Annotated in this window: 15 protein-coding genes; 6 read left to right on the top strand and 9 right to left on the bottom strand. The window is 62.0% G+C overall.

All coding sequences use genetic code 11. The features are described from left to right. Positions 1 to 65 precede the first annotated feature (65 nt). Positions 66 to 1010, bottom strand: coding sequence for a DUF2726 domain-containing protein (locus tag ACEN96_RS15675; RefSeq protein WP_495584020.1), 945 nt, complete (start codon positions 1008 to 1010; stop codon positions 66 to 68). Beyond that, on the bottom strand, positions 1007 to 2677 hold the full coding sequence (locus ACEN96_RS15670; protein ID WP_495584019.1) for a hypothetical protein: 1671 nt from the start codon (positions 2675 to 2677) through the stop codon (positions 1007 to 1009). Before ACEN96_RS15670 ends, ACEN96_RS15675 begins: the two co-directional genes overlap by 4 nt. Positions 2678 to 2916: 239 nt before the next feature. Here ACEN96_RS15670 and ACEN96_RS15665 point away from each other — a divergent pair, with 239 nt between their 5' ends. Genes ACEN96_RS15665 through ACEN96_RS15655 form a run of 3 tightly spaced genes read left to right on the top strand, consistent with a single transcriptional unit; the run spans position 2917 to position 5707 of the window. Continuing rightward, positions 2917 to 3798, top strand: a complete 882-nt coding sequence (locus ACEN96_RS15665; RefSeq protein ID WP_495584018.1) for a hypothetical protein — start codon at positions 2917 to 2919, stop codon at positions 3796 to 3798. Positions 3799 to 3806: 8 nt separating this feature from the next. Next, positions 3807 to 4466 (top strand): hypothetical protein, encoded by a 660-nt coding sequence (locus tag ACEN96_RS15660; protein ID WP_495584017.1) that lies wholly within the window; start codon positions 3807 to 3809, stop codon positions 4464 to 4466. Between the two features lie 35 nt (positions 4467 to 4501). Next, entirely contained in the window at positions 4502 to 5707 is a 1206-nt protein-coding gene (locus ACEN96_RS15655) for a phospholipase D-like domain-containing protein (protein ID WP_495584016.1), read from the top strand. Between the two features lie 162 nt (positions 5708 to 5869). On the opposite strand, the gene ACEN96_RS15650 is transcribed toward ACEN96_RS15655, so the two are convergent. The 6 genes from ACEN96_RS15650 to ACEN96_RS15625 all read right to left on the bottom strand — a co-directional run bounded on the left by ACEN96_RS15650 (position 5870) and on the right by ACEN96_RS15625 (position 12640). Further along, a complete protein-coding gene (locus tag ACEN96_RS15650; protein WP_495584015.1) occupies positions 5870 to 7747 on the bottom strand; it encodes a protein kinase domain-containing protein in 1878 nt (625 codons plus the stop codon). A 75-nt stretch (positions 7748 to 7822) separates the two neighbouring features. Beyond that, complete coding sequence (locus tag ACEN96_RS15645; protein WP_495584014.1) at positions 7823 to 8269, bottom strand: hypothetical protein; 447 nt, start codon at positions 8267 to 8269, stop codon at positions 7823 to 7825. Positions 8270 to 8293: 24 nt separating this feature from the next. Then, positions 8294 to 9871: an argonaute/piwi family protein gene (locus tag ACEN96_RS15640; protein WP_495584013.1), complete on the bottom strand. Its 1578-nt coding sequence runs from the start codon at positions 9869 to 9871 to the stop codon at positions 8294 to 8296. Next, positions 9868 to 11706, bottom strand: coding sequence for a hypothetical protein (locus tag ACEN96_RS15635; protein WP_495584012.1), 1839 nt, complete (start codon positions 11704 to 11706; stop codon positions 9868 to 9870). The genes ACEN96_RS15640 and ACEN96_RS15635 overlap by 4 nt, the downstream gene beginning before the upstream one ends. Before the next feature lie 63 nt (positions 11707 to 11769). Then, positions 11770 to 12441: an HAD domain-containing protein gene (locus ACEN96_RS15630; RefSeq protein ID WP_495584011.1), complete on the bottom strand. Its 672-nt coding sequence runs from the start codon at positions 12439 to 12441 to the stop codon at positions 11770 to 11772. Beyond that, positions 12428 to 12640 carry a hypothetical protein gene (locus ACEN96_RS15625; RefSeq protein ID WP_495584010.1) on the bottom strand — a complete coding sequence of 71 codons (213 nt, stop codon included), beginning with the start codon at positions 12638 to 12640 and terminating at the stop codon, positions 12428 to 12430. Before ACEN96_RS15625 ends, ACEN96_RS15630 begins: the two co-directional genes overlap by 14 nt. Before the next feature lie 490 nt (positions 12641 to 13130). On the opposite strand from ACEN96_RS15625, the gene ACEN96_RS15620 reads away from it, so the two are divergent. From ACEN96_RS15620 to ACEN96_RS15610, 3 genes are all read left to right on the top strand, one after another. Continuing rightward, positions 13131 to 13466, top strand: a complete 336-nt coding sequence (locus ACEN96_RS15620; RefSeq protein ID WP_495584009.1) for a hypothetical protein — start codon at positions 13131 to 13133, stop codon at positions 13464 to 13466. Then, positions 13463 to 16099: a calcium-binding protein gene (locus ACEN96_RS15615; RefSeq protein WP_495584008.1), complete on the top strand. Its 2637-nt coding sequence runs from the start codon at positions 13463 to 13465 to the stop codon at positions 16097 to 16099. The genes ACEN96_RS15620 and ACEN96_RS15615 overlap by 4 nt, the downstream gene beginning before the upstream one ends. Positions 16100 to 16258: 159 nt before the next feature. Then, a complete protein-coding gene (locus ACEN96_RS15610) occupies positions 16259 to 16780 on the top strand; it encodes a hypothetical protein (protein ID WP_495584007.1) in 522 nt (173 codons plus the stop codon). 91 nt (positions 16781 to 16871) lie between these two features. On the opposite strand, the gene ACEN96_RS15605 is transcribed toward ACEN96_RS15610, so the two are convergent. After that, positions 16872 to 18074, bottom strand: a complete 1203-nt coding sequence (locus ACEN96_RS15605) for a hypothetical protein (RefSeq protein WP_495584006.1) — start codon at positions 18072 to 18074, stop codon at positions 16872 to 16874. Between the last annotated feature and the right edge of the window lie 269 nt (positions 18075 to 18343).

The following is an 18343-nucleotide window of genomic DNA, read 5'->3' as shown; positions in this document are numbered from 1 at the left end:
TCCTCCCCTCTTGTTCAAGATAAAGGCCCAAGGCCTGCACAACGCTTGTTCCGTCATGCCCTCCCCTACGCCGCCGACCTGGCGAACTGCGCTTCAGCCGGCACGAGCATGTCGTGCACGCGACGCGGCCTCAGGCGCCGAGGTCGAAGCTTGTCGAGCTCGTGCTGCTGGGCACACAGCAAGTCGAAGAAGTCTTCAGCCCTGACATTGCGCGTATCGGTCGGCCGAATTCGAACCAATGGCAGGCCCGCGAGGCCCAGCAGTTCGTCCTTCAGCCGGTCCCGTTCTGCAGCGTCTTCCGTGTCGTGATGAACCGAGTCCAACTCGAAGGCTGCCACCGGGTCTTCGTCGTCAGTGCAGAGCAATACGTCCACTTGCGCCGACCAAGAGAACGTCCGATGCCGCTCGGACAGGCGGCCGACGAAGCTCTCCACGTCGATGAAGTTCCGCAAGGGCACGTTGGGGTACGCCCAGAGCGAGGGAAAGTATTGCCGCACGGCCTTGAGGAACTCCCTCTCTTGGGAGCTGAGGCACAAGTTCCTCTTGAACGACGTGCTGTCGCTCATGCGCACCGGTCCGATGCAGAACGTGCTCGACACCACGACACGCTGCATGGGCACAGCAGGGGGCGAGTCGCTGGACGCGGAGGGGCGCCGAAGTTGCGCGGGCTGCTCGGGGTCCAGCACCAGCAGCTTCTCCGGTGCCTTCGCGTCGGGGCCATGCACAGCCGCCCAGGCAGCGTCCAACCGCTGGTTGACGGCCTCAATGAGAGTGTTGTCGACGAGAAGCAAGCGGCCGGTGCGTGCCAGCTTCCAGAGCGCCAGCGTCTGCGCATGGTCCACCCGGTCGGCCATGAAGAGCTCGAGGAGCACGCCGGGCAGGATGCGCTGTGTCACCGTGGTCAGCTCGATGGAGCCTGCACCACCGAGCTGCTCGAACTCCACCAGGAACGCGGACAGGTCACGTGCTTCGAGGTGGGTGCGAAGGTCTTGGATGTTGGTCGTGCTCATGCCCCCTCCTCGATGCGGTCGATGTCCAGGTAGATGGCGTGCCCGAAGGCGTACGACCACATGTTGGGCAACTTCTCGACGACGCCTTCGGTGGAGATGAGGTGCGGCATCACGCCGACGTACATCTCCAGGCCCAGCTCTTCGAGCTTCAACCGCAGCTCTTCGCCGTCGCCCGCGTAGCAGAGGTACGGCAACGGGTCATCGGGGTTGGTGAACTGTCCCAACTGCTGCATTCTCTGGATGCGGATGGAGGCGCTGAAGTCCTCGATGGCGTCGCGAATGCCCTCGACCTGGTCGGGGGTCAGGTCACGCGGTGTCCGGTAGCGGACGAAATCCACGCGCGGCATCAACGAGCGGATGAGGGTGTCGTCAACAGCCTTGGCCAGCTTCGTCCGAGGCGGCGAGGCGAAGAGCTTGTTGGGGTCCTTGAGCTTGAGGTGCTCGGCCAGCGTCATGACGAAGCCGACCTTGACCTCAGGAACCTTGTCCTGCTGGATGCCCGTCTCGGCGCAGAACGAGTCCCAGTCGTGGCCGGCGTCGTTCAGAGCGTGGAAGACCCGGTGCAGGTCAACGCGGTAGGTGTCGTCAGGGCCGCTCAGGTACTTCAGCTGCTTCGTGACGTGGTGGTGCTTCACCTTTCCACCGAGGATGCGCTTGGCCAGGCGGTAGCGCCGCAGAAGCTTCTCGGCCTCGGCCTCGGTGAGCACGGTGTGCACCTGGCCGGGAACATAGTCCTCGGGGTGCAGGGTCGTCATCTGCCACACGTAGCGACCCTTGCCGACGCGCCAAGCGCCCTCCTCGTCCAGAGAAATCTCCAGCGGCTGGCCCTTCGCCTCGTCTTTCACGGCCAGTTCGAGCTGGGACCAGCACGACATCTCGTCGCCGCGGGCGATTTCAAAGCCCTCTCCTGGCATGTCGTCCTCCCGCAGGAGAACCAGCTCGGAGTTGCAGGCGTCGTCGGACGTGACAGGCTGCGGGATGGCCGGCAGCTTCGCCAGAACGTCGGGTCCGTTGCGACCGCAGACCTGGAGCGTGGCCACCCCGTCCAGGATGGCCTTGTCGGTTTCCTCCAGCCGCCGGCGCACCATCTCGAAAGCTGCCGGTGCCTCGGTCAGCCAGCCCTTGACGTCGCCAATCGGGTTGATGGCCAGCGCCGGCATCATGTCGGTCTCGCCGGCCGGACTGTCCTTCTTCGGTTCTGGGACACAGACCAGGATGAAGTCGCTGCCGAACCGGACCTCGAACACCCTGGTGGGCTTGACCTGATGCCAGGCATCGAGCCACTCGGCCAGTCTTGGCGCGAGCTCGTGCCAGCTCGAGAACTGTTCCTCCGGGGCCTGGGCGACCACGGTGAGCTTGAGCTTCGGCGAGGCCGGCTCACGGTTGAGGGCGTGCCAGCTGGAGCGACCGAGGATGCGGGAAGCAGCGTCTAGCGCCGCCGTGTGCTTGAGCGAGACGCCGGCGTCGCTCAACGCCTTGCGCAGGCGCTTGGCCAGGACCTTGGGGTCCTCGTCGGGCTGCGCGTGCAGACCTTCGACGACCTGGAGGGCCGCCTCGGAGGTGAAGCGTGGGACCTTGAGATGGACGAAGGTCCAGAGGGCTGCGGCCGTGGCCTGCAGGTCTTGAGGGGAAGTGGATTGCGCCGTCGGCGCAGCAGTGGCTGCCATGGATGAACTCCTAGAGAGCATCGAGGGACGGCACGCGTTGTCCGGCTCTCCAAGTGGAGGTCATCGAGCCGGGGGAAAGAGGTCTCGCATACGAACTGGCTTTGCCGTGCCGGACAGGGTCCGGTGCGTGCACTGACGGGCGCCAACTTGCCCGCGATTCGGCTTGAACCGCGCGAGAATCGTAAGCAAAAGCAGCTAACGCTGTCAACTACCGCAAGAAATCGCCGCGAGGAGGTCCGATGTCGAAGGAGATTGCCCGGAAACCCGAGTCGTACGAAAACGAGGCCCTGGTCCTGGCGCTGATGCCGTCGCTGCTCGAACAGCACGGGTTCTCGGCGGTGGCCACCAAGCGCGAGCAGGCCATGAAGTTCGTCGACGCGAAGGCGGCTGACGGCTCCGACGTTCGGTTCTGGCTCAAGCAGGGGTGGACGGACGAGCGGAACTACTCAGCCATCCAGTTCGCGTTGTTCAAGGAGCCCGGTGCAGCGGCCTTCCCAGACTCGCACTTCATCGAATTCGTGGAAGCGCGAGTGGCCAGCGCCAAGGCCAAGGGTGCGACCCACGCCCTTCTTGTTCACATGAACGATGGCGACATCGTCAACTATGTGGCGCTGGAAATCGACGACGTGGCCGAGGCCTACCGTCGGCAGATTGCGCACTGGCCGAAACGGGCCAGGAACACGAAGACGCCCACGCTGTGGTTCGAAGATTCCCGCGGCAACCCAGACTCAGATGCTGCGACCGCGGTCACGGACCTGGAGCTGCCCCTGTCGACCATCTGCGGCATCACCGCGAGCCCTAAGGGCACCGTCGACGTCAAGAAGGTGAACGCCGAGCTGGAGGTGCGCATGCGCCAGCAAGCATTCCGCTTGCGCGTCGGAGCTCGGTGCGGCTGGCGCTGTGTTGTCACGGGCACAGCCATAAAGGACGTGCTCGACGCCGCTCACCTTCCCGGCAAGAACTGGCGGACCGACAACCAGGCCGAAGACGGCATCCGGACGGACCTCCATCGCCTGCTTGACCGCCGCCTGGCTGAACTGCGTGACGGCAAGTTCTGGCTGGCCGAAGGCCTGCGGCGGGGTGACTACGCTGCCTTCCACAACAAGTCGCTCGCGGCCTAGGAGCCACAGTGGACATCTCTTCCGAGCGGCTCGCGTACTGGTTCCTGCGCCTCAACGGGTTCCTGACGCAGTACAACTTCGTCGTGCACCCTGAAGGCGCGGACCAGTACGGGCACTACAACCAGCAAACGGAGGTGGATGTCATCGGCGTCCGCTTCCCGCATCGACGGGAGAACCGCGTCAACCCAATGCGCGACCACGACCTCTTCCATGGCGATGGGCGGTTGCAGCTGGTGCTTGCCGAGACCAAGTCGACACGCTGCACGCTGAATCCCTCTTGGCGTGACCCGGCCAACGAGAACATGCAGAAGGTGTTGACGGCCGTCGGTGTGCTGCCGCCTGAGCACGTGGAAGCAGCCGCTGCCGGCCTCTACAAGGACGGCATCTGGACCGATGGAGCCGGCGTCTCAGTTCGTTGGGTGCTGTTCGGAAAGCAGCCGAACGGGACCCTACGAAGGGAGCTCCCACAGGTGCTCCAGCTGACCTGGGACCGCGACGTGTTGCCATTCATCTTCCAACGATTCTTTGATTACCGCCTGGAGAAGCAGTCGCACGGACAGTGGGATGCTGATGCCAAAGGACTGTTCAGCGCCATAGCCGAAGCGGGATACAACCGCGACAAGTTCATCGAACTTGTTCGCATCGACCCCAAGGCAGAGGACGCCTGAGGACGTCGCCGCTCGAACAAAGAGGGAGGAACGCAATGGCAGCAAGGATGCTGACGGATAGCCAAGCCGCGAAGGAAATGCTCAGGCTGGCCAAGCATTCACAGGACATCTCGCTTGCGGTCGCTTGGGCGACGGAGGGCGACGTGACGGACGCCATCCTCCAATCGGGGAAGGTTTCGCGCGCTGTGATTGGGACGCACATGTACATCACGGCGCCGGCGACGCTTCGAAGGTTCGCAGACTTGCCTGCGGCGCGCGTCGTCGCACCCGACAAGCCTAGGCTGTTCCACCCGAAGGTCTATCTCTTCAAGAACGGCACCACAACCACTGCTGTCGTCGGCAGCCACAATCTCACGTCCAGCGCCTTCGACTCGAACATCGAGGCAAGCGTGCTCGTTGAAGGCGAGGACGGTGACGACCTTCTCCAAGAACTGAGCCAGTTTATTGCGACCAACTGGCGAGCGGCGGAGAGCATCGACGACGACTTCCTGTTCGCCTACGAGAGACAGTACGAGGCGATGCGCCCGCATCAACAGGCGCTTCGGAAATTCCACCGCATACGGAGGCCTGCCAAGAGCTCAAAGCAGCCCTCCCCGCTCGACATCAGTTGGCAAGACTTCGTTCGTCGCGTCAAGACGGATGACCGCCATGACTTCGAGAAGCGCCTGGAACTCTTGGAACGAGCGCGAGTGCTGTTCGCCACACGCCTGTCGTTCTCGCGGATGGAGCGCGACGAGCGAAAAGCAATTGCCGGCACGTATGGCTCACGGGAGCCGCAACTTGATGGCATCGAGTGGGCTTGGTTCGGAACGATGTTCCCTCAAGGCGACTTCAAGAGTCTGGTGAACAACTCAGCTGACGGGCTGTCCGCGGCCCTTGACCACATCCCGCTGGTTGGCGAAATCACCCAGGCCCAGTACGAAGCATTCGTCACGGAGTTCCGGACTGCCTTCACAGGCAAGGCGCACCATGGCGGCTATGCCGTGGCTTCGAGGCTGCTGGCCATGAAGCGACCGGATGTTTTCGTTGCGGTCAACTCGCGGAACCGGGAGGGTCTCTGCAAGGCTCTTGTGGTTGCGCACTCCACGCTCGACCTGGACAACTTCTGGGAGCGAATCGTTGAACCCATACGCATGAGCCCGTGGTGGCTCGCGGGGCGGCCGAAGGGTCGGCTTGAGGCCCGACTGTGGGACTGCCGGGCCGCGATGCTCGACTCGCTCTACTACGAGGGGCAGGGGTAACCCTGCGCGTCTGCGTCACGACGAGGAGGCTCTTCACAAAATTACGGGACCCGACCGTAATTCTTGGTACTGCCGCGCACCACGCGGCCTTCCACAGCAAGCCACTGGCTGTCTCGCCGCCGCATGGGTTGCCATCAAGGAGCAGCGCCCAGCACTGCAGCCCTACGCAACCTTCAGCCCGAACTTAGCCAGCGCTTTGCGTACGTACCCCGTGCCGACCTTCCCCGCCAGGTAGTGCGATTCGAGCTTCGACCGACCATGACTCGTTGCCCGGTTGTGAAATTCCTCGGGAGTAGCGATGCCCAAGGCGACTTCCGTGAGTGCTAGGTATTCGCCGCGTTGGGCATCGGTGAACGCATCGAGTAGTTGTCGCACCTCTGCTCGCAACGGGTCCGCTGCTGTCTCCCGTATGCGTTTGGCGATGTCTTTGCCGTACTCGATACCGCCACCGCCCGTCTCTGCCCGTTGCTTGAGCACCGCATCGTCCAAGTCGAGCAACTGCCACAACATGTCTGCGGTCAAGTGCTCAAGGGAGAAGGGAACTCGCTTCAACGGCTCGGCCTGTAGGCGCACAACCGGGATGAGGGAACGGGCCGGAGCCTTGTGCGTGCCCGCCTCCAACATGGACTCAAACTGCTCTCGCAGCCCCTCCACGCCAAGGCGCTGTGCAGTGCCCATGTAGTCGTCCATCTTGTTGTAGACGCCCCGGGTAGGGGCGATAACAAACAGCCCGTCCTTGAAGCGGCGCGAACACACGTGCCCGACCCCACGATAGCTAGGCTCGTCTTCATCGGAATCATCTACGACATAGTCATAGTCATTGAGCCATCGCAGCCGTTCTGTTGGGCCGTCGAGAAAGCGATTGCCTTGGGTTAGCCGGTCAACGTTGCCCACTTGTAGCACGGCATACCCAAGTTCTGGATGGTCTGGAAAGCGTTCCAGAGTGAGCTTCAAAGGATGAACTATGTAGTCGGGCCCGCCTTCAGGAATGTGCAGCATGAGAAGTCGCCCGCCTTCGTGGGTCGACGCGCCGCTGATGTGCGAGCCGCCGAATTCTGGATAGAAGCAATGGTTCATCCCGTGGTGCCGCGAAAGCAGATTCACCACCTCAACGATATCCGTCACCCTTGTCCACTCCGCTCGGGTCACACCTCGACTTTTCAGTGCAGCAGAGTTCGCAAACTCCCACTGCAATGGGTTGCTCTTGTCGAAGTCGTACTGGAGCGCTGCCACCTCCTTGAGACGCGCGGAAAATTGCGCCGCGGTTGGACGGTCTTCTGGGCGGGAACTCGTGGCATCTATGAGAAGCGTCTCCAAGGGGTCCAGGAACAACTGCTTTGAACCGTCGCAGAGTGACAGCGCCTCCTTGCCATTGGGAACGTACTGACCCGGGAATGCGAAATCCTTGCCTGCCATCAGCGCCCAAATCGACTTGGCGAGGCTGTAGACATCTGCCAGGTACGGGTCGGCTGTGCTTGTATTCGACTCCATCTCAGGGGCCATGAAGGTAGCCGGCCCCATGGGCTCATCCATCCGCGTGACGCCCGTGCGTTCAGGAAACGACGCAATGCCGAAGTCGCCGAACCGGTAAGACCCTGCGAACTGGAACATGTTCTCAGGCTTTACGTCACGATGCGCCACCCCAAGCTGATGCAATTCCGCCAAGCCATCAGCGAGCTCGATGAACGCCGGCAACATCCCCCGCCAGTCGGCCGTGGCGAGGGCCGCTTGAATCTTCTCCGCTGTCGGCATGACGTACCAAGGCACTCCGCCGGTTGCCGCGTCAGGGAGGCTGAACTCCAAGATGGGAAGAACCCGCGGAGACCCCTTCAGCCGCTCGGTGACTACCTTGACCTCATCATCGAACCGAACTCGCCGGCGAACTTCAGTGTTCAAGAAAAACTTGATAGCAACCTTGCCATGCACTGCATGCGTCGCCGCGTAAACAGTCCCGTTGCCACCTTGGCCGAGCGTACCTCTCAGCTTTACAGCCGAGCATTCGGTGGCGAGTTCCCTTTTTGTTTTGCTGACCAGAGCCATGGAATATGCGAGAGAGATGAGGGCCGCAAGGGTCCGATGTCCCGTATAGAGCGACCGGGACCAGTGTCTGTGCGGCTACTTGGCCGTCAGTTCAAGGGCACGCTTCATCGCCGCGTAGCCGTCGTGCGGGTACATAGGCCAGCCACTGGGCATGCAGAAGCCCTTGCGACGGTCGATGCTTCGAAACCGTCCATGCCAAGCACTAGTCAAGGGAACAACCCAGCCGTCAACGCCGGTTCGGCCGAACTGGTCGTGCGTGATGTCGATGATGCAGTCGGTGACTTCCACCCAGGCATGCGACTGGTTAGTTGAAGCCAGGCCTTGATGGTCACTGCCACGCACGTAGGTGCCGTGGAGGCCAAGCCGCTCCTGGAGCAATCGGCCAATGAGCTCTGCGGCCGGGCCACACGCGCCCTTCGGAAAGCCCTGGAACATCGACCCCTGCTTGACTGCCAGCGTCTCTAGCTCTCGACGACATGCCTCCGCGAAGCGTTCCAACGTCTGCTTATCCGGAGTGGTCATGCACGTGCTGAGGCCTTGCTGGAGTCAAGCGTAGTACTTGAAGTTGTGCCGCCACTTGTCCGAAGTGAGACCAGGGTTGGCTAACAGGATTTCGCCGACGCGGTCAGAGTACTTGATGGTGATGGGCCGCCCCTCGCCCAGCTGGCACGAGTTGTAGTTGAGCTTGGTCAGCCCCAGGATGTCCTTGGCCACCTGCACGATGTCTCCGTCGCCATGCTGGATGGAGATGGACAGCGGGACGGGAACCTCGAAGCCGTCATACGTCGCGATGCGCGGCTTGAAGCCGTTCGTGAACAGGAGTCCATGACGGGCAGTGCGCTGCCAGAAGACGCCGCGCTGAACCGGATGCTTGCCCCGTTGTCCCGGCTCGGGGTGCTCGTCATGGCGGTAGAGGCGCATCCCTCCCCTGTCCTGGCGCACCCGGATGGCCACCAGCTTGACTCCTTCCGGCAGGGCCTTCTGAAACCCGCGGTACTCCTCCGCGTTGATGCCGGAGTGCGCGTGCAAGAAGATTTCCTTCAGCGGTCGGCCATCCTGTTCTTTGTAGGTAGCGATGGTTCCGCGAAGCAAGGCCTCCGCCTTGTCGGGCGGCAGATGGAACTCGCCCTCCTTCGATGAGTACCACGGGCCGAACTCGCCGACGAAGACGATGCCGTCACCACTGTCGAGGAACATCTGCGCCGCGCAGCACGCCGTGCGCTGGTCTTCGGACAATTTGTAGGCCAGGCCGACGTAGCAGACGCCCTCGCGGGCCCACGGCGTCTTCCAAGGCTTCGAACCGCACTTGTAGAAGATGGCGGTGCCGAAGTTCCACAACCGGTCGGACAGCGGATTGGTGCCCTTCTCACCGTTGCGAACCTGCGCGGTGATGAGCAGGGTCGATTCCTTGATGATTTGGACGGGCAGCTCGTGTCCCATCATCCGGCCCTTGAGCTGCCGCCTGAAGTCAGGGGAGTAGCCTCGCGCCTCCTCGAACGCGTCCATGCCGTCCAGCAGCGACGCGATGGCCGGGTCTTCCGCCTCGAACAGGCCGCCCTGCCCTTGGTCGCGGTTGGCAATCGTCTGCTTCAGGAACGCCACTTCGTCCCTACTTCGGCCGGTATCACTTCGGTTGGCTCGGGAGACCGTGGAGTTGGGCCGGCAGTTGTCGAACACCTCGTCCGGAACGATGCAGATGGCGAGCGCCGGACGCGCATCGAGCTTGCCGAGGCGGTCAACCTGTTCCATGTAGAGGTTGGCCACCTCGAAGGCGCGGTCGTGCTTGTCGGTCTTGCGCGATGCCTCGGACAGCTTGCTGGCGTCCACCACGTAGCTGCGCACCGGCAAGGGCCACTTGGCGCCAAACGCGACGTCGAAACCAGGAAACGGTGGCCAGGCACGATGACGGCTGGGGTCAATACACGCTGCCGGCGCGTTCAACGCGGCACACCACTGCTTCCACGCCTCGACACCGCGCTCCGTGCCGATGACGATGTTGCTGGGAAGCTGGCTGCAAGGCTCCGCCGGTCCAAACAGTGCCAGGCCGTCGTGAGGGTCCTCCGCTGTCTGGCCATGCCCGAACTCGAGCAGCGGCTCGCCAAGGAAGTGGAATGTGTTCGTCATGCGGCGGGACCTTCGGTGGCGACCGACGTCGCGTCGGCATCGTCAGTCTCTTCGTCGTCGCGAGTTCGATACGCAGCAAGCTCCTCGCCCAGGTCTGCTTGGCCGGACAGAGCGGCCACGTCCAGGCCCACCGGGCACTGCCAGCTCAGGGGAGCGGTATCTACCGTCACCGCGCGCTTGCCCTCCCCCACTTCGATGCGCCCCTCGCTGGTTTCGAGCGCCTGGATGACCCCCAACATGCGCGCCAGGAAGTGGTTGTTCCACCAACCCTTGGTGACAGCCTTGCGGCGCCGAGCAATTTCCTTGAACTCGTACGGCTTGCCATTGACGTCGGTCACTCGGATGTAGATGTTGAGCACCACGTTCCAGGAGCCGTCGAACTCATGCTGCGGACGGAACTTTGGCGCCAGCTGGTACAGAGAGGTCTGCACGTCGTCGCCTCGGGTCCTGGTACGTTCACCCGTCAGCTGAACCCTCGTCGTGCGTCCATCGACGTGCCGGAAAGGCTGGTTCCATTCGCCATCCTCACGCTCGGGGAAGTAGAAGACCTTCCGGTCTGGGCAGTACTTCAGCCCTTTCTGCCTGCAGACCAGCTCGAGACTGCGGGACGCAAGCTCCTTGGCCAGGTCTTCAGTCTTCTTGCCCTCGCGGAAGGGGACGTCCGCCCACGAGAACTCCGTGTGCTGGTTGTGGCTCCTTAACGGGAGGCTGCCAGCCGGGTGCGGGCTGAAGGACACCAGGAGGTCAGAACTCAGTTCAGCGAACGCCCACCGGGCGCGCAGCTCCTCCTTCTCATCCTCCTTGAGGGCGCGTGACAGGTCGTGAATGAGCATCGCCGCCGGAAGGTGCAGCGCAAACATGTTGGCAAAGACCGGTTCAGGCTTGGCGACCGTGACTCGACTGGGCAGGTAGTCCCGCAACGCAATCTGCTTCCCAAGGTCACCTTCCAAGCTCGGCCGGATGCCAAGCGTAGCGAGCCTCGCCAGGACCTGGGCGAGACCCTCGTTCCAGGAGCCTGCGAAGTTCGCCGCAGCCACGGACCGCATCCTTGACGGAAGGCGTGACTCCTGCCCCGGCGCACAGCTGCACGGCAACACGAACGAGTCTTTGGCGGCAGCGAGGCCGCAGCGCTCGAGTAACAGCGCGTCGGAGAGGCTTGCTTCAGACAGTACGGGCAGGTACTGAGAACCTCGCAGGTCAATGAGCTTGCGGACGCTGTCGTCGGGGTTCTCGCCGGCCATCGGTGCCGTGCCTCGACACCAGGTCCGGTAGCCCGCCAACGTCAACCGGCGCGACAGCCAGGTTGCCAACGCGTGGTCGGCATCAACGTGGTCGATGAGCAGCGTGTCCCGGCTCTCGGCCAACGACTGGCCGCCGGACTGAGGAAAGAACGGTGGCGTGAAGATGCTCGGATGCTGCGCGACGAGGTGCCGCTGCGGCCCGACGAACTGCACGCGCAGCCGTTCGAGGTCGTACAGGTCGAGGGTCCAACCATAGTTCTTGGCGACCAGGTCGTGTGCGCGGTCCTTGTCTGCGGCACTCAAGGCCTCCGTGCAGACGAAAACGAAGACGCTGGGGTTGTGGGCCCGCTCCTGGACCCGATTGCAATCGCTCTTGAGCTTCGTCAACCAGTCCCCGCGGACGGTGTACGCGAAGACGATGCGCCGGCCGGAGGCGTCCGTGCGGATGATGGCGTCGCGCCCCTCGTCGCCCGTGCCTCCAAGCGGGTCGATACCGGGATAGTCGGTCCCGGCTAGGAGCGCTGAACAGAGGCGCTCAAAGTCCCTGTAGTCAGAAACGCGTTCAAGGCAGTAGACGATTCGGTCAGCAGACATTCACAAAGCATACCGGCAGCGAGAAGCTGCAGACATGCGGTTAGCTCCCAGGGCGCACATGGCTCAGTCTTGCGCGCCCTGCCCCAGGCCGAAATTGCCTAACAGGACGGTCACTAGGCGGTCCTGCGCTGCCGGTTCCATGAGGCCGAGGCAGCCATTCGTCGTGACCAGGTGGCCGCGGCGCTCGTCGGCATTCCAGAGCGACGATTCATCGTCGATGGCAATCCAGGCTGCCGGCCGTAGCCACGCCAGGTGCCGCCGAACGATGTCGCACTTCATCAGGCGCCAGTAGTCGTCGCTGTCGATGGGCTTGTGCCGCGGCGGGACCGCTGCATGCCGGGTCAGGTCTTCGAACGTGAAGCCGATGACGCGCGCGGCGAGACCCGGCCCGAGCCGCTCGAGCACCTGGTCGAGCCCCTTGGACCAAGGCTGCGTGCTGGTCAGCACGATTCGAGCGTCAGGCCACGGCGCCAGCGCCAGTTCGAGAAAGGACGCCGCTTCGTACTTGTGATGCCCGTCCGCCCACGGCGAACTCCCGTGCACGAGCTGGTAGAGCGTCGCGCTGGGATGCAACACCCCTGAGACCCCGAGGTACACGACCTGCAGGGGTTCGTCGTTGGCCACCGGGACCAGCATGGGCTGTCTCGGACGCTCCTCCTCGGGCAGAAGTGTCTCGCCTTGGCCAGATGAGGCAGTGACGAGGTCACGCACAGGCGTGGCTTCAATGGTCAGCATGACGACCCTCCCCTAGAACGGCCTGCTCGACGAGCTGGCCGTTGACATACGTACGCCCGTCGCGCACCTCGATGAGCATCGAACCGAACTTGCCCTCCCACACGTAGCGCAGCACACCCTCGGTAGCCAGCGGCAGGTCGGACTGCGGTGTGCCTTCTCGGCGCGTGAGAACTTCGGTGAGGAGAAGAGGTGCGTTCATGGCGAGCTCGGCCGCGGCCGGCTCGCAACGGTCGGCTACGACAACGGATTGGGGGACGTCAGAGCCAAGCCCAGATGCGGCGCAGCCAGTCCGGCGTCCGGTCTGCCTTGGGTCGATAGCGGTATTGGGCTGATGGGTGCATAGGAAGCCTCCGTCGAGAGTAGTACTGTATGCCCATACAGCCTTTTGTGCAAGGCGGGCCTTGCTGCCAAGGTTGGTCGGAGGGTGCCTGCCGACCCGGCGCACAGCCACCGTTGCCTATACCAGGCCACATGAGGACGAGGAGTGTTCGCGGCCTTATGAATTCAACAACAAGAACGACTCACCCATCGAACCTATGCCAACACTACGTCGACTCCTGCTTCCCATTCTTGCGGTGGCGGGACCCCTTTTCGCCCTCCACTACCTTCCCCCTCGGAATGCCAATCCGGATGAGGTGCGAGCCCTGCTTGATGCCGAGGACGGCTCCCGCCCTTCACAGGTGCAGGCCTTGAATCTCACGAATCAGCCTTGGACGAAGGTCTGCCTCACTGATAACCCAAAGAACCTGAGCCAAAACGCCGTAGGTCGGGTGTTCTACGACCAGTATTACTTCCTGTTGGACGGCAGCATGAAAACGTGGTGGCTTGTGTTCTGGGATGGCGAGTCGCGAAGCGACGCATTGACCTTCTCCCAGAAGGACGTTCGTGCAGTCGCGAGCCGAAATGCACAGTCGGGTAATCACCCTGACCATAGCCAATGCGTTGGCCGCGCTAATGCGCTGTTAGTTCCCACTGAGGTTGCACATGGCGACTGGCGTCTTCACCTCATCGAAGGAGCCAAATGAGCGCATCAATCTTTCTGCATCTCCCGGTGCTGACACCCAACATTCTTACGACTGGATTGACTCTCACCTCTCAGGCTCGCAATGAATTTGAAGCCTATGTCGCGGAGCACCCGGAGATGTTCCCTGCGGGGGGCGGCCACAATGATTTCCAAGACGCCTTTAGACACGCCTACGTTAGCGCCCGATTGACAACCCAACTTGGCGCTGACATCACGGAGGCGTTAGGTGACCTGAACGAAGTCAAGACAGAGGTCCTCTCCTGGGAAGGAGACCCCGCACTAGAGCTGAACATGGACTTGTTCAACAACGCCGTGGGGCGGCGAATTGGCAGTGGCTATGACGTCACTGTTTCGGCTGCAACGCTTCTAGAACAAGTGAAGCTGTCCCTGCAGAACGATGAGCTGATTACCAGCTTGTCCGACCCCAATCATCGCCAAGCTTCGACCAGCTACTTCTACGCTGGTGTCAAGCTCATCACGGATTTTGGGAAGGACGCATATATCGAATGGAAGAACGCCGTAGTCACAGCGTTCGACTTCATCATGGGAACCCCAAGCACAGAAGCCATATTTGGCAGTCCGGACGCGGACACTTTGACTGGGACTTCTGCCGCCGAACACCTGTACGGCTTTGAAGGCAGCGATGAGCTGACTGGAAATGGCGGTGCCGACATCTTCGAGGGTGGCTTGGGCAACGACACGCTACACGGCGGGGTGCAAAACGACACCTTCATCTGGCGGTCTGGCGATGGAAACGACGTCATTGATACCCGCGGAGGCGCTGACCAGCTCCAAATTTCGGGAGCGCTTCCTGTCGTCTTCGCACGAAGTGGAAAAGACCTACTAGTCTGCGTAGGCTCGTCGCCGGACGGCTTCGAGACAATCCGCGTGAAAAGCTGGTTCACGCCCGATACGACAGACCACATGCTCGACTCAGTGGTGACGGGCGACCACATCTACGTTCGAAATGCCATCACGAGCGAAGCTCTGCACATTGATGGCTCGGACGACTACGACTACATCACGGGCTTGGGCGGGTTCTCTGACAGCATCAATGGCAACGGAGGCGGCGACTACATCGACGTATCGCAGGTGTCGACAGTAAGTGCCTCGGACGAGGTGCACGGCGGCGATGGCGGCGACACCATCTACGCAGGGAGTTCCAACGACTTCTTGTACGGCGATGCAGGCGATGACTACATCGACGGCGGCACGGGTGCAGACGTCATCAAAGGCGGCGCGGACAACGACATATTGGCCACCGCAGGCGAGCACGCTGAGTTGGACGGTGAAACTGGCATCGACACGCTGTGGGACTCAGGAACGTCCAATCGGTTGCACGGTGGTGCCGACAACGACAGCATTTGGCTGCAGGGCGTTGACGCCATCGGCTACGGCGATAGTGGAAATGACCGCATTCAGGTCTTCAACGCCAATAACAGCGCCCTGGGTGGCAGCGGCAATGACGTCATCAGCAACTACGGGACAGGAAGCACGCTAGAAGGTGGTCAAGACAACGACACCATCTTCGACTACGCCGGCGGAGCGACCATCAAGTGGGCGCAAGGCGACGGTGCTGACCACGTGGTGCAGGCAGGCCTCAGCACGACCGTCCAATTCGCGCCAGCAGTGGCGCCTTACACAATCACTGCGTACCTCAATGGTGACCAGGGGCTGGTGCTACAGGCGTCAAGTGGCGGCAGCGTGACCGTCGACTACTGGGGCTACGGTGCCAACCAGGTCAACGTCCAAACGCCCGATGGCTCCGTATGGACGTCCGAAGACATCCTTGCACAGTTCAAGCCCGCGACCTACAGCGTCACCTACACACACGGGCCGGTCGTCCGTATCGAAGATGCCTTCGACTTGTTCATGAGCTACTGCCGTCCGACACAGGACCTCGCCCTTCCTGGCGATGGTCGCTGGGACAATGACACCCGCGCAGACAACTTAGCTCTCTTCGTGTCGCAGACCAGCGGCGGCCAACGAGTTGACGAGTCGGGTCTCTGGTACACGACCTGCACCAACAGCTTCACCTACAGCGGCGGCACGACAACCCCGTTCTCGTTCCAGACAGACCACGGCACCTTCAATGGCTACTACGGTGTACGAGGCTCGGTCGACATGAGTTGGGACCGCTGGACGGATGAGTCTGGCCAGACATACGTGGCGCTGACACACGTCAGCAACTACGTCCTGACCCAAGGGACCTGGATGGAGCCTCCTACTGTCGATGAGCCCAACTGGACCCAGCACAGCCAGGTCTTCCAGTACGTCCCGGTCTACGACTACAGCGAACGCGAAGTGACCCTGACAGCGCCGCCGGTGGACCATGTAGTGCTGGGCAGCAATCCGGGGCATGCGTCGAGCATGTCGATGATGTCCTCGGAACTGACATCGTTTGCCGCTACAAGCGCCAGCGTTCCGCAGCTCAGCTCCGTCGACTCGCCCGAGATGGCTCAGCTGCTGGCGAATATGTTTGGCGACGACACACTGGCTATCTGGGATGCACAAACTCAGAAGGTCCAAGCGAACAGCGGCCACTACCTCCCTGACGGGATGGGCCTGGTGGACGCGCCTGTCATCGGGTTGGTTGGAATCGCCGGTTTGATGCAGGAATCGTTCGCGATGTGACCAGGTCCGCGCTCCGGCGCATACGCGAGAACAAAGTGGTCCGTGAGGGCCACTTCCATTGGAGCTGTCAAAAATATAAAGCACTGCGCTAGACGCTGCGCCGTTTTTGGCCCACGGCGCTAGCTATCCACTAGCGGCCCCAATACAACAGGAGCATAGATGCAGCATCATCCAATTCCTTCAAAGACAAGCAACCCAATCGACCAACTTCTTTCATGGTTTCAGGCGCTGAACGAGCCAGAAAGGGAAATCATTGCCCTAGCTGCGTTTCCTGTCCTGCGAGGTTCGCAAGTAACGCAGGGCAACTACATTGCGTCGAGTGAGGCCGTCAACGAATTGGAAGAGTACATACTGGCCCAACGGCAAAACGGTACTCACGTAGCAGCTCACTGCATCGGAGCTCTCGCAGGTGCGATTGACCTTCAAATCGCAGTGTGGGCTTCCGAGACCCACTGGGACAAATCCGAAGCATCGCTACGCAAAAAGGAGCAGCACGCAGCCTCGCATCCGGAAAAGCTTCAAGGCTCGCGACATCTGGTGCTGGAGGCAATCGCCACCTTGCCAACACGAAAGCAGCGCGCCATCGCCCACGCCAAAGCTTGGTGTGCTCTTCGTGCTGGCGAGCTATCCATTCAAGGCCTATCGAATTGGGCTGATACAGACCCGAAGCTCCACTTCTGAGCGAACTAGTGACGTCGGTCTGCCCCACTTGAAGAGCGCTGCACAGCGCTCTTCGTTCGTCTTGGCAAAGCAACGGTAACTTCTGAAGTTGTCACCGCAACCGCTCACACGCCTCGATGAACTCGTCAAACGGGAATCGAGGCGTCTTGTCGTGTCCTAGCGCGCACTCAAAGGCCCACAGCATCACCCTCCGCTCGAGGTCGGGCATCTCGCTGTGACGCCAAGCAAGGCGAAAGCACTGGCACTGAGGATGGAACGGCGGCAGCTGGGCTTCTTCCGGCGCAACCACCCTGGCATGCTTCGACCCGACGCAAGCCTCGCAAGGTTCCTCCAGCTCAAGATGGGTTGGTCGCAGCGCGGCCAACTCGGCGTGCAGGTCGCTTGTGCCCTCGAGCACAGCTTGAGCTCGCGTCAAAGCCGCCTGGACGCGCAGCATCGTTGCATCAGCCTCCTCCTTTGAGACCCGGCCCTGCGAGAAGATGCCTCCCTTGTGGATGCTGTTGAGCAGTTCTTGCGCTTGCCACCAGGGCTGGCGTTTGAACGCGATGAATCGCTCGAGCATCGTGGTCATGTGGTCCAGGTGAGCAGGCCCGTGCCGGGCGTTCTTCACCGTGTGATACGCCAGCAGCCGCTGGCACACCAGGCAAACGTGATGCTCTGTCAGCGGTTCAAGTGCCACCTCAACGCCAGCCAGGGTGAGTAGCTGGCGGTCTGTGGCGGTGGCCCGGAAGTACGCCTTGTGAATCTCCGACGGCATCGGCGCGAGGTGGGCTAGGTTCTTCCTAACCCATGTCAAGGTCCGCTGGTTCTCTGGCAGGTATGCATTGCCCCAACGACGAAGGTCCACCGCCGGGACGAACTGCAGCCAGCGCGCAAACTCTGGCTCATTGGCGAAGCGCCGCCAACGAAAGGTGTTCCATTGCACTGACCACTTCTCGCGCTCCCAGGCCATCTCCTGGTGAAGATTCCGCACGTGGGTCAGCACGTCGGTGTAGTTATGCGCATGCTCATGCCGGTAGTCCACCAACAGCGCACGGTTTGGCTGCTCGAAGAGGTGAAGGCGCAGGAGCCGCTTGGTTGCCTCCCGGGCCACGGCCTTCACGTACACCGGCCGCTCGCCGAAGGCGACCTGTTCGGCGACGCGTTGAGCGACCACTCGGAAATGACCGGGGTCGGGCCGCGGGTCGCTCTCCTCATGGAAGCCTGTGCCCTTCGGCCAGTCTTTCTGGATGCTCCGGGCACGCCGGGACTCAGGCTCGAAGCCCGGCGGGCCAACAGGAAGCTTAGGAGGCATGGCGGGCTCGACCTGAAAGTGAGCCTTCCATTGAAGAAAACCTCAGCGGCCGACGCCAGTTCGGCCCTCCGCCGCGGAATGACCTCCGGATGAACGCGGTGTGGGTGGCGCGCGAACCCCGGATGAACCGAACTGGGTGGCGACTCCCGGATGAACGCCGAGTGGGTTGCGCAAGCGGCCGAGCCGTTGCTTTGGTGCGGAACAGGCCCGTGGGCGGGCTCAGAAGGCTCCACCCAGTTCGATGCAGGAATTTTGGCCAGCCGAACAAA

It is taken from the genome of Roseateles sp. Mitsp63 (genome assembly GCF_059491535.1).
The sequence above is the reverse complement of the archived record's forward strand: the minus strand, read 5'-3'. Positions and strand labels throughout refer to the sequence as shown.